Origin of the sequence: Stutzerimonas stutzeri (assembly GCF_038561965.1) — a bacterium.
Classification (GTDB): Bacteria; Pseudomonadota; Gammaproteobacteria; order Pseudomonadales; family Pseudomonadaceae; genus Stutzerimonas; species Stutzerimonas stutzeri_AA.
The window spans coordinates 865,231-876,717 of record NZ_CP139348.1 but is presented as its reverse complement, the minus strand read 5'-3'; the positions used below and the strand labels follow the sequence as shown (position 1 = coordinate 876,717).

9 protein-coding genes are annotated in these 11,487 nt (G+C 65.3%); 2 read left to right on the top strand and 7 right to left on the bottom strand.

The features are described from left to right. Positions 1-188: 188 nt before the first annotated feature. Positions 189-1,844, bottom strand: a complete 1,656-nt coding sequence (locus tag SM130_RS03930) for a glucan 1,4-alpha-maltotetraohydrolase domain-containing protein (protein WP_102824510.1) — start codon at positions 1,842-1,844, stop codon at positions 189-191. A 386-nt stretch (positions 1,845-2,230) separates the two neighbouring features. Between SM130_RS03930 and SM130_RS03925 the strand changes: the two genes are divergently transcribed. After that, positions 2,231-3,523: a maltoporin gene (locus SM130_RS03925; protein WP_102824509.1), complete on the top strand. Its 1,293-nt coding sequence runs from the start codon at positions 2,231-2,233 to the stop codon at positions 3,521-3,523. Positions 3,524-3,645: 122 nt separating this feature from the next. Then, positions 3,646-4,569, top strand: coding sequence for a MalM family protein (locus SM130_RS03920; protein WP_102824508.1), 924 nt, complete (start codon positions 3,646-3,648; stop codon positions 4,567-4,569). Positions 4,570-4,830: 261 nt separating this feature from the next. Here the strand turns inward: SM130_RS03920 and sugE are convergent, their stop codons facing one another. The 6 genes from sugE to zwf all read right to left on the bottom strand — a co-directional run bounded on the left by sugE (position 4,831) and on the right by zwf (position 11,376). Further along, positions 4,831-5,151 (bottom strand): quaternary ammonium compound efflux SMR transporter SugE, encoded by a 321-nt coding sequence (gene sugE, locus SM130_RS03915; RefSeq protein ID WP_102824507.1) that lies wholly within the window; start codon positions 5,149-5,151, stop codon positions 4,831-4,833. Between the two features lie 724 nt (positions 5,152-5,875). After that, on the bottom strand, positions 5,876-6,739 hold the full coding sequence (locus SM130_RS03910) for an aldo/keto reductase (RefSeq protein WP_102824506.1): 864 nt from the start codon (positions 6,737-6,739) through the stop codon (positions 5,876-5,878). Positions 6,740-6,751: 12 nt separating this feature from the next. Continuing rightward, positions 6,752-8,380 (bottom strand): NADP-dependent glyceraldehyde-3-phosphate dehydrogenase, encoded by a 1,629-nt coding sequence (locus SM130_RS03905; protein WP_102824505.1) that lies wholly within the window; start codon positions 8,378-8,380, stop codon positions 6,752-6,754. A 70-nt stretch (positions 8,381-8,450) separates the two neighbouring features. Next, positions 8,451-9,188 carry a bifunctional 4-hydroxy-2-oxoglutarate aldolase/2-dehydro-3-deoxy-phosphogluconate aldolase gene (locus SM130_RS03900; RefSeq protein ID WP_102824504.1) on the bottom strand — a complete coding sequence of 246 codons (738 nt, stop codon included), beginning with the start codon at positions 9,186-9,188 and terminating at the stop codon, positions 8,451-8,453. An 18-nt stretch (positions 9,189-9,206) separates the two neighbouring features. Continuing rightward, entirely contained in the window at positions 9,207-9,920 is a 714-nt protein-coding gene (pgl, locus tag SM130_RS03895; protein WP_102824503.1) for a 6-phosphogluconolactonase, read from the bottom strand. Then, positions 9,907-11,376: a glucose-6-phosphate dehydrogenase gene (gene zwf / locus SM130_RS03890; RefSeq protein ID WP_102824502.1), complete on the bottom strand. Its 1,470-nt coding sequence runs from the start codon at positions 11,374-11,376 to the stop codon at positions 9,907-9,909. The genes pgl and zwf overlap by 14 nt, the downstream gene beginning before the upstream one ends. Positions 11,377-11,487 lie beyond the last annotated feature (111 nt).

Sequence of the window (11,487 nt, the reverse complement as noted above, 5' to 3'; positions counted from 1 at the left end):
GTATGCGTACGGTGCCGCGACTCGCAGCTGAACCCGTCCTTGTAGGGTGGGCTTCAGCCCACCGCAACGGTCCTAGCAACAGCCACGCGGCTACCAGAATCCACGGCCGTGCCCAACATAACAGTGCCGCCAAAAAAAGCCCGCCTCACATAGGCGAGGCGGGCCACAGGTGCTCGTGCTTCTTCGGGCTAGAAGCGCCCGACCGTACTGGTGCCTTCGCTGGGCGTCAGGCGGTTGTTCGCCCCGCCCTGCCACTGCCGCACCAGCGTTGCGTTGGCCTCGTTGCGGATCAGGCATTTCCACTCCACGTTCTGGCCGGCAGGCACGGAGATGCTGCCCTTCCAGGTCGGGTAGGCGCTGGTATCGGTCAGGCGCACGGCGGATGCCGGGCTCCAATTGCCGAGCTGGCTGACATTGCCCGCCGCGTAGACGCTGTCGCCGGGTTGCGTCACGCCGTTGTCGCAGCGGAAGCTCACGTTGACCAGTCCGCCGGGCTCCTCACCACCACCATTGCCAGTGCCACTACGCCACACGCGCACCTGGCCGTTGCTGGTGTTGACCACCTCGCTGAAGTTGCCGCTGGCGACTTGCGCGGGATTGCCAAGGTTGGAGTTGAGCGCCACGACCAGCGTCTGCTGCGTACCACTGACCGTAGCGACCAGGCCCGAGTAACCGCTGTGGAAGCTGATCGCCGAATCGGCACGCACGCCGGCGGCGCGACGCACCTGAATCAGCTGGCGGATGAAGTCGCCGTAACCCCAGTCGTACATGTGCGACCAGTACACCACCGGCGTGCCGGGGCTGGTGAGGATGTAGGCATAGGCCTGGCGAATCAGCCCGTCCTGCAGCGCCCAGTGATGCTGACCGCCGTTCTGTCCGGGCGAGTAGCCGGTGTCGTGGTTGTCGACGAAGGTCACCGCCACCTCGCGCCAGCGCGGGTCTGGGTTGCCGTTCAGGCCGTTCTTCCAGTCGGCGATCGAGCCGTTCTGCATGCGCTCCTTGAGGGCGAAGTCGAACACCGGGCACTTGGCGCGATCGGACCAGTCCTTGATGATCTGCTGCCAGCTGGCGGTGTTGCGCCAGTCCCAGCTCGGGTATTCGGAGGGGCCTTTCCACAGCTCGCCGACGCAGAAACTGTTGTCGGCGCTGTCGGTCATCCAGCTGTTGACCCGCTCCGGCGCAAAACCGCGGACGAAGTCGAAGCGAAAGCCGCCGGCACTGTACTGGCCGCGCAAGTTGGCGAACTCGTCGCGGAACATGCCGTAGACCTGCGGATGACCGGTATTGAGGTCCGCATCGCCGCCGACGAAACGGTCGCCGTCGTCGCAGTCGTTGGGGTAGTTGCCCGGGTCGGCGCAGTCATTGCGCCAGAAGCCCTGGCCGGCCGGCAGGTTGATTTCCTTGTTCGGGTAACCACGGTTCATGTGGTTGGGCACCACGTCATAAAGCACCTTGACGCCGGCGCCACCGAGCGCGCCGGCGGCCTGCCGCAGCTGGGAATCGCTGCCGTAGCGGCCATTCTTGTTGAAGTCGTGCCAGAAGTAGCCTTCGCCACCGCCGGATTTGCCGCCCTCGCTCCAGCTGGAGAAGTCGCGCCAGGGCACTGGCATCCAGATCGCCGAGAAGCCGTCGGCGGCGATGGTCGAGGCCTGCTGGCGGAGGATGTTGTACCAGTTGTTCGGCGCCTCGCGGACGACGTTCCAATGGAAGCCCTGAAGGATGATTTCGTCGCCGCCGTGGTAGCGCACGGCGTTGGGGCTCTTGCCGGCCTGGTCGGCCATGGACTGCAGCGGTAGCGGCAGCAGGATCGCCGCCAATACGGCGGCACGCAGGATGTGGCTCATCGCAATACTCCGGTTCTTGTGCTTGTTCGGGTATCCGACGGCGGGGCCGCCAGATGAGGATGAACGCCGGCCGGGTCTTCGACCGGCATCCGCAGGCTGCCCCTACGCGCCCCTGCGACCAACCTCCCCCGCACGGCTCACGGTGGCGTAGTGGCCAGGCGGAAGGCCCCTGGCAATCATCTGCGCCCCTCTCGTCTCATCCCCGCCCCGGGAATTACGCCGTACTCATCCCTCTTACGCCCTCGTTCTGCGCCAGCGAAATCTGCGCCCCGGAGGATGCCGCAGCCACCGCGATCTCCGAGGCTTGCGTCACCGCGCTGCACCGCCACCGGCCGGCAGCGAAGGCGTGATCGTTCGGCATTAACAAGAAAAACAAGGACCTCGTCATGAAGCACACCGCGCACCCAAGCTTTGCCCTCAAACCCGCCTGCATCCTCGCTGCCCTTCTGGTCGGCGGCCCGGCTTTGGCGGTCGACTTCCACGGTTACCTGCGCTCTGGCGTCGGCGCCACGGCGGGCGGCGGCGATCAGGCCTGCTTCCAGGCAGCCGGCGCGCCAGCAAAATACCGTCTGGGTAACGAATGCGAAACCTACGCCGAGATCGGCCTCGGCCAGGAAGTCTGGAGCGAAGGCGACAGGAGCTTCTATGTAGACAGCATGATCGCCTACCGCTCCGATCAGGGTAACGACTGGGAAGCCACCGGCACTGACACCAACGGCGGCGAGAACAACCCGTTCGACGAAGCCGGCACCACCTCCATCCGCCAGTTCAACGTGGTCGGCAAAAACCTGATCCCGAGCCTGCCAGGCGCGGCGATCTGGGCCGGCAAGCGCTACTACAAGCGCCACGATGTACACATCAACGACTACTACTACTGGGACGTTTCCGGCCCCGGCGCCGGTATCGAGGACATCGACCTGGGCTTCGCCAAGGCGAGCGTGGCATGGATCCGCAATACCGACGGCGACTGGGTCTACCAGGGCTCGGGCACCGGCACCAACCTGGCCAACGACACCCTGGACTTCCGCCTCGCCGAAATCGACGTCAACCCGGGCGGCAAGCTGGAGATCGGCTACGACTACGGCAAGGCCAACCTTACCGATGAGCAGGAGCGCGACCCTGGCTACCAGGACCAGAAAGGCCACCTGGTCACCCTCGAGCACACCCAGAGCGACTGGTTCGGCGGCTACAACAAGCTCGCCCTGCAGTACGGCACCGACGGCATCATCGGCAGCAGTGGGCGCAACAACACCGGTAACAGCGACGGCAAGATGTTCCGCCTGGTCAACCAGGGCGTGGTCGGCCTGACTGACAACATCGAGATGATGTATGTGCAGATCTATGAGGACCGCGATTTCGACAACGACTCCGGACAGACCTGGGCCAGCTTCGGCGTGCGCCCGGTGTACAAGTGGAGCGACGTCATGAGCACCGCGCTGGAGTTCGGTTACGACCGCGTCGATCCGCAGGCCGACGGCGAACGCTCCCGCGACCTGAAGAAACTCACCCTCGCCCAGCAGTGGTCAGCCGGCAACAGCTTCTGGGCGCGCCCGCAGATTCGCGTGTTCGCCACCTACGCACAGTGGGACGGCGGCCGTTACCAGGCAGCCAGCGAGTCCATCGATGCCGGTGACGACGACGGCATCACCTTCGGCGTGCAGGCCGAAGCCTGGTGGTAAGCCGCACCGTTTGAATGCCGTTGCGGGCCGACCGCGACGGCACCCCTTCCGCTCCCACCGTCCAGACGGTGCCTTTGCCCCGACGCTGGCAGGTCGGGGCATTTTTTGTTCGGAGAACTACCATGCATCGCATGTTCTTCCTTGCCGCCGGGCTAGCCGCCCTGACGGTTGCCGGCTGCAGCAGCGAACCGTTGCGCCGGGTCGACGCCCTCACTGCCACCCCGGCGCCGCTGCAACGTTCGGTCGAGCAGGCGCGTGATGCGCTGGCCGCCGCGCCAACCTGCTGCAACGGTATCGACCAGTTGCCCTTCCAGCAACTCGAGGCCGGTTTCACTGGCGACATGCTGATCGACACCCAGGCGCCGGCCTACGCCTTCGAAACCGGCAAGAGCTTCTTCCGCGCCTTCACGCTGCCAGCTGGCGGCCCGTCATTCGAGATCCGCCTCTACAGCCAGGCCGGCAGCAGCGTACTCGCGCCCAATGCCATGCTGCTCGACAGCCGCATGCGTCCGACCCGACTGCTCGGCGCCGATGACTTCAGCTATGTACCGCCGACCGGGCTCAAGGGTGACAGCCTCGATGCGCGCATTCGCATCGACCGCTCGCAGCCCGAGCACCCGGGCAACGAGCGCTACCTGATCCTCTACACCAGCGACGCGCAAATGGCCGGCCAGACCGTTCTGCAGCACCCGGCCAAGGCCTATGCCAAGGCGCTCGGCAACGAGCCGCCAAGCATCCCCGACCCGGTGGCGCGGCATTCGCCAGTAGGCGTGATCAGACTGGTGATGATCCCCGACAGCGCCGCCGGCTCGACCGCCAAAGGCTACGTACCGGGCTACAGCATCGGCCAGGAAATGGGTAACGAGCTGCCCAGCGCGCCGGCACCGGCCGTGCTGCCAGAAACCTCGTCCTACTACCGCCAGGCGATCGATGCGGCACTGGCGCAAAAGGATGTCGAACGCGCCCTGCGCCTGGCCGACGAAGCGGCGCGAGTGGGTGATAGCGGAGCGAAGAAGTACCTGCTGGAGCGCATCGAGATACGCTGAAAAACCGGCAAGCGCGCGCACCATTGCCTGCTACCCATAGGGTGGGCTTCAGCCCACCAGATGCAGGAGCACCGACTCCCCCAGGCGGCCCGGTACGAACGAGACGATTCGCACATCTGCGCCATCGAAGCGGTGGATGGATAGAGCGTCATCCACCCTACGACGCCTGCTGGCACCGTAGGGTGGGCTTCAGCCCACCAATTGCAGGAAGGCGGAGTGCGCAAACCGCCTCGAGCGTACGTCAGGACAAGGCGCCACGTTTCAGGCCGTCAGCTTCAACCCCACCAAACCCGCCAGCAGCAGCACGACGCTCGCCAGCCGTGCGGGCGAGGCGCTTTCGCCGAAGATAAGGATGCCCAATGCCACGGTGCCCAGCGCGCCGATGCCGACCCAGATGGCATAGGCGGTACCCACCGGCAGGACCTGCATGGCGCGGGCAAGAAGGAAGAAGCTCCCCGCCATGGCCACAACGGTGAGCGCACTGGGCAGCGGGCGGGTGAAGCCCTCGGAAGCCTTGAGGCCAATGGCCCAACCCACTTCCAGAAGACCGGCGATAGTCAGCATGATCCAGGCCGAATGCATGACGAGGACTCCATCAACTGCAGGGTCGTCCCCGCACGATTCGACACGCCGACGGGTCGTCCCGCGGCGGACGCGACCCTAGCACAGGAGCGCACCATTTTGGACCACCCGCAGCCCCCGTCGATCGCTGGCTTGTTGAATCAGGACGAATCGATGCGAATCCCATCACGAATGCCGCGCGGTGGATGGGTGAAGCGTCATCCACCCTACGAATCGTCGCGTAGGGTTTGATGGTTCCCACGCTCCTGCGTGGGAACCCACCTTCAGGCGCTCCGGCGCCAAGCACGTGACGGACCCAGCGGCGTGCCCACGCCGGAGCGTGGGTACGTTCAATCCGGCAATCGGTGGCATGTCGTATCGGGGATATAGCGGTGTGATCCCATCGCGAATGCCACGCGGTGGATGGTGAAGCGTCATCCACCCTACGAAACCCGGTCCACCCCCCGGATTTTGATGGTTCCCACGCTCCTGCGTGGGAACCCACCTTCAGGCGCTCCCGCGCCCAAGGCACGTGACGGACCCAGCGGCGTGCCCACGCGGGAGCGTGGGTACGATCAATCCGGCAATCGGTGGCATGTCGTATCGGGGATATAGCGGTGTGATCCCATCGCGAATGCCGCGCGGTGGATGGGTGAAGCGTCATCCACCCTACGAACCGTCGCGTAGGGTGGAAAACTGCGAAGCATTTTCCACCTTGGATGGCCGACAGATGAGCATCCCAGCCTTACGCCACTTCATGCCCTCGGGCCGCTTCGCTCAGGTAGAACCAGGTGGGACGGTCGAGTGCCAGTTCGGCGCCCTGCAATGCCTCCTCGATGCGCTCCCAGCGCAAGCTGCCGAGAATCGGCAGTGGGCGCCCAGGCAACATGCGCAGCCAGGCCAGCGCTACCTGATTGGCCGTCGCGCCCCGGTCGGCGGCGACTGCTTCGAGGGCGTTGCGCAGCCGCTCGCCGAAGCGCCCGCCTGCCATCGGAGACCAGGCCAAAACCTGCAGGCCCGTAGCCTGCAAGGCATGCAAACCGCCGTTCCAGACCCAATCCTGGGCCTGCAGCGAGAGTTCGATCTGGTTGCAGCGCAGCGGCACGCGTTGCGCCAATGCCTGGCAATGCAACACCTCGGCATTCGACAGCCCTACCCAGCCGACCTTGCCGCTGGCGATCAGGTCGTTCAGCGTGTCGGCCACCTCGTCGACCTGCAACAGCGGGTCCGGCCGGTGCAGCAGAAAACCGTCGAGCCGCTCCACACCCAGCCTAGCCAGGCTGCCGTCGACCGCCTCGCGCAGATAACGGGCACTGGTGTCGTAGTGCTTGACCTGCCAACGCGAGCAATCCTGCCCCGCCGGCACGATATCGGCCTTGCCGATGATCTGCAGACGCTGGCGCAGCGCCGGCGCCAGGCGCAGGGCCGCGCCGAAGTGCGCCTCGCAGCGCCCGCCGGCATAGATGTCGGCATGGTCGAAACCATTCAACCCGCGCTCGACGCAGCGTTCGATGAACGCCAGCAGTGCCTGGGGTTCACCCAGCTCGGGGTATTCCATCAGGCGCATCATGCCCAGCAAAAGCGGCTGGGCGAGCACGGGCGAGGCCATGGCAAGGCTCCGTCAGAAGATGTAATCAGTGGTGAGGAAGCTGGAGCGACGCTCACGGATGATGTCATCGACCAGCTGCTTGTTGGCTTCGTTGAAGCGAGTCGCCACCAGGGTGCGGATGGAGAACACACGCAACGCATCATGTACCGACAGTGTGCCCTCGGCGGAATTCTTGCGACCGTTGAACGGGTAGCTGTCCGGCCCGCGCTGGCACTGGGCATTGATGTTGATGCGGCCGACCTGGTTGACGAAGGCATCGACCAGCTCGCCGACCTGCGCCGGGTCGTTGCCGAAGATCGACAGCTGCTGGCCGTAGTCCGAAGCGGTGACGTAGTCGATCACCTCCTGCAGCTCGCGATACGGCACCACGGGCACCAGCGGGCCGAACTGTTCTTCGTGATAGACACGCATGGACGAATCGACCGGGCTCAGCACCGCCGGATGAAAGAAGGTCTGGTGCGACTCGCCGCCACCGGCATTGACCACTCGCGCGCCCTTGGCTACTGCGTCTTCGAGCACCGCGTGCAGATAATCGGTCTTGCCTGGCTCCGGCAGCGGCGTCAGCGCCACGCCCGGCTCCCAGGGCATGCCGGGCTTGAGCGCATTGACGCGAGCGGCGAAACGTTCGAGGAAACCATCGAGCACCGCCTCGTGCACGAAGAGAATCTTCAACGCCGTGCAGCGCTGGCCATTGAACGACAGCGCGCCAGTCACGGCCTCTTCCACGGCATTGTCCAGATCGACATCCGGCAGGACGATGCCCGGGTTCTTCGCGTCCAGCCCCAGCGCGGCGCGCAGGCGGTGCGGACGCGGGTGCAGCTTCTTCAGATCGGCGGCACCCTTGTGCGTGCCGATGAAGGCGAACACGTCGACCTTGCCGCTGGCCATCAGCGCGCTGACCGTTTCGCGACCTCGGCCATAGATGACGTTGATGACGCCGGCCGGGAAGCTGTCGCGGAAGGCTTCGAGCAGCGGATGTACCAGCAGCACACCGAACTTGGCCGGTTTGAACACCACCGTGTTGCCCATGATCAGCGCCGGGATCAGCGTGGTGAAGGTTTCGTTCAGCGGGTAGTTGTACGGCCCCATGCACAGCGCCACGCCCATCGGCACGCGGCGGATCTGGCCGAGCGTGCCCTGCTCCAGCTCGAAGCGGCTGGAGCTGCGGTCCAGCTCCTTCAGCGCATGAATGGTGTCGACGATGTAGTCGCAGGTGCGGTCGAATTCCTTTTCGGAATCCTTGAGGTTCTTGCCAATCTCCCACATCAGCAGCTTGACCACCGCCTCGCGCTGCTCGCGCATGCGCGCCAGGAAGGCCTCCACATGGGAGATGCGCTCGGCCACGCGCATGGTCGGCCAGGCGCCGCGACCGTTATCGTAAGCGGCGACGGCGGCGTCCAAAGCGCGTAGCGCGGCGTCGGCATCCAGCAGCGGCGTACTGCCAAGGACTACCTGGCGCTCGCTGCCGTCCGCCTCGCGCAGGAACACCGGGCTGCGCACCTCGGCCAAAGGACCGTCCCAGTTCATCAGCTTGCCATCGACCAGATAATCGCGCTGCGTAACCGGTGCATCCGGACGATAGGCCTCGGGAATCTCATCCAGACGGGGGAAAAGCTCGGAAAGCGGGCGCGCGTTGCTCATGCAACCTCCAGGTAGCGAGAAGAAGGGGGAGAAGCGGCGGGCCTTTGCCCGCCACGAAGGGATGGGACGATTACAGCTCGCGCTGCTCGGCACGCTCGGCGCGCAGGTCGAAGTCGCGCGGCAGTTCGGCTGCCGACGCGCTGTCCAGCGCCTGCAGGGCCTGGCGCGTGGCGCTTTCGATGGCGGCCCAGCCGCCGGCACGCACGGCCTTGGCATCGACCATCCAGGTGCCGCCGACGCACATCACATTGGTCAGGGCCAGGTAGTCCCGCGCGTTGCGCGCATTGACGCCGCCAGTCGGGCAGAAGCGGATGTCACCGAACGGCCCGCCCAGCGCCTTAAGCGCTGCCACGCCGCCACAGATCTCGGCGGGGAACAGCTTGAAGCGGCGATAGCCCATGGCATAGCCGAGCATGATTTCCGAAGCGCTGGCGACGCCCGGCAGCAGCGGCAGCGGCCCCTGCAACGCGGCCTCGAGCAGCGCCGGCGTGCTGCCGGGCGAGACGATGAACTGCGCACCGGCGGCCTCGGCCTGCTCGAGCATGTTGGCGTCGAGCACGGTGCCGGCGCCGACGATCAGCTCCGGGCGCTGCTCGCGCAGCAGGCGAATGGCGCCCAGGCCCAGCGCCGAACGCAGGGTGATTTCCAGCACGCGCAGGCCGCCGGCGGCCAGAGCATCGGCCAGCGGCAGAATGTCCGCCTCACGCTCGATGGTGATCACCGGCAGGATGCGCGCAGCGCTGCACCACTTGTCGATCAGGGCGATCTTGTCGTTCATGGCTTCGGCGCTGGTTTGGATAGATGTCATGGAAAATTCCTTGCGGCCTCAGGGGCACCAGTAGATTTCGAGGGGACGGGCGAGGAAGGCGCGGATCGGCATCGCTTCGTAGGGCTCGCCAGCCAGGGCCTGATTGAGCGTGGCGAGCTTGCCGCGACCATGCAGGGCGAGCAGCGTCAGCCGGGCACTGGCCAGCAACGACAGGCTCATGCTCAAACGCTGGCGCGGCACAGTCGGCGCCTGCATCGGCAAGCAACGCCGCGTGCCACGCGGGTCGAGCGCCTGCTGCAGATTCGGGCTGTCCGGAAACAGCGAGGCGGTGTGGCCGTCCTCACCCATGCCCAGCACCAGCACATCGATTGGCGGCAGTTCGGCCAGCGCGGCATCGGCGCGTTCGGCCGCCTGCTCCAGGCTCGCCGCGCTCTGGTAAAGCCCGACCAGGCGCGCTGCAGCAGCCGGCCCCTGCAGCAGGTGGCGACGCAGCAGACCTTCGTTGCTGTCGGGATGACTGACCGGCACCCAGCGCTCGTCGGCGAGGCTGACGGTGACCTTGGCCCAATCCAGTTCCTGCTGCGCCAGGCGTTCGAAGAAGGCGATCGGGCTGCGGCCGCCGGAAACCACCAGCGTCGCCGCACCGCGCTCGGTGATCGCACTGCGCAGGGCGTTGCTCACGGTCAGCGCCAGTTCGCCGGCCAGCTGCTCGGCGTCACCAAGGCTGAAGCCCAGGGTCTGCACCGGCAGATCGAGATTAGAGATCGTCATACCAACTCCTGCCATCACGGCTGATCAGGGCAATCGAAGCAGCCGGTCCCCAGCTGCCTGCTGCGTAAGGTTTGGGGGGGGCGCCGACGCGCTGCCAGCCGTCGATCAGCTGGTCGCACCACTTCCAGGCGTATTCGATTTCGTCCTTGCGCACGAAGAGGTTCTGGTTGCCCTTCATCACTTCGAGCAACAGCCGCTCGTAGGCATCGGGGATGCGCGGGCTCTTGTAGGTTTCCGAGAAATTCAGCTGCAACGGGCCGCTGCGCAGCTGCATACCCTTGTCCAGGCCCTGGTCCTTGGTCATCACCAGCAGCGAAATGCCTTCCTGCGGCTGCAGACGGATGATCAGCTTGTTGCCGATCAGCTGGCGCTGCTCCGGGGCGAAGATGTAGTGCGGCGGCGCCTTGAAGTGAATGACGATCTGCGACAGCTTCTGCGGCATGCGCTTGCCGGTGCGCAGGTAGAACGGCACGCCGGCCCAGCGCCAGTTGCAGATCTCGGCACGCAGCGCGACGAAGGTTTCAGTGTCGCTCTGGGTGTTGGAATTTTCTTCCTCCAGATAGCCCGGCACGTGGCGGCCAAGGATGCTGCCGGCGACGTACTGGCCGCGCACCAGCTGCTGGCCGAGCTGCTCCGGCGCAATCGGCGCCAGCGCCTTGAGCACCTTGACCTTCTCGTCGCGGATGCTGTCGGCCGAGAGGTCGCTGGGCGGGTCCATGGCGATCAGGCAGAGCAGCTGTAGCAGGTGGTTCTGGATCATGTCGCGCAGCTGGCCGGCCTGGTCGAAGTAGCCCCAGCGCCCTTCGATGCCGACCGTTTCGGCAACGGTGATCTCCACGTGAGAGATGTGGTTCTGGTTCCACTGGGTCTCGAACAGGCTGTTGGCGAAGCGCAGGGCGATCAGGTTCTGCACCGTGTCCTTGCCCAGGTAATGGTCGATGCGATAGGTGCGGTCTTCCGGGAAGAAGCGCGCCACCGCATCGTTCACTTCGCGGGAGGACTCCAGGTCATGGCCGATGGGCTTTTCCAGCACCACGCGGGTGCGCTCGGCCAGCCCCGCCTCGGCCAGCCCGGCGCAGATCGCGCCGTAGACCGAAGCCGGGGTAGCGAAGAAAGCGACGATGCTTTCGACCTGGCCGGCCTTGTCCGCCAACGCGGCGAAATCCTCGGCACGGCGGAAATCCATGCTCAGGTAATCCAGGCGCGCCATGAAGCGCTGCAGCACGGCTTCATCGAGGTCGCGCTCGCCGACATGGCGGCGCAGATGCTCTTCAATCATTGCCAGATGGCTTGCCGCCTCGCTGCTCTCGCGAGCCAGTGCGAGCAAACGGGTTTCGGTTGGCAGCAGGCCGGCGCGATCGAGCTGATAAAGCGCGGGGAACAGCTTGCGCAGGGCCAGATCACCGAGGGCGCCGAACAGCGCCAGGGTGCAGGGTTCGACAGATAATGGCGTCATGATGTTTGTTCTTCTACTAATACTGCCCTATGAATACACGGCGATGCCTGGTTATTCAAGTTTAATGTAGTAATAAAAACAACATTTACCGCAAATCGAGATTCCTGTGGT

Excerpts from the sequence above, each read along its gene's own strand:
- SM130_RS03925 (WP_102824509.1), top strand. The coding sequence starts at position 2,231 with ATGAAGCACACCGCGCACCCAAGCTTTGCCCTCAAACCCGCCTGCATC.
- SM130_RS03910 (WP_102824506.1), bottom strand. The coding sequence starts at position 6,739 with ATGGCCTCGCCCGTGCTCGCCCAGCCGCTTTTGCTGGGCATGATGCGC.
- SM130_RS03930 (WP_102824510.1), bottom strand. The coding sequence starts at position 1,844 with ATGAGCCACATCCTGCGTGCCGCCGTATTGGCGGCGATCCTGCTGCCG.
- sugE (WP_102824507.1), bottom strand. The coding sequence starts at position 5,151 with ATGCATTCGGCCTGGATCATGCTGACTATCGCCGGTCTTCTGGAAGTG.
- pgl (WP_102824503.1), bottom strand. The coding sequence starts at position 9,920 with ATGACGATCTCTAATCTCGATCTGCCGGTGCAGACCCTGGGCTTCAGC.
- SM130_RS03900 (WP_102824504.1), bottom strand. The coding sequence starts at position 9,188 with ATGACATCTATCCAAACCAGCGCCGAAGCCATGAACGACAAGATCGCC.
- SM130_RS03905 (WP_102824505.1), bottom strand. The coding sequence starts at position 8,380 with ATGAGCAACGCGCGCCCGCTTTCCGAGCTTTTCCCCCGTCTGGATGAG.
- zwf (WP_102824502.1), bottom strand. The coding sequence starts at position 11,376 with ATGACGCCATTATCTGTCGAACCCTGCACCCTGGCGCTGTTCGGCGCC.
- SM130_RS03920 (WP_102824508.1), top strand. The coding sequence starts at position 3,646 with ATGCATCGCATGTTCTTCCTTGCCGCCGGGCTAGCCGCCCTGACGGTT.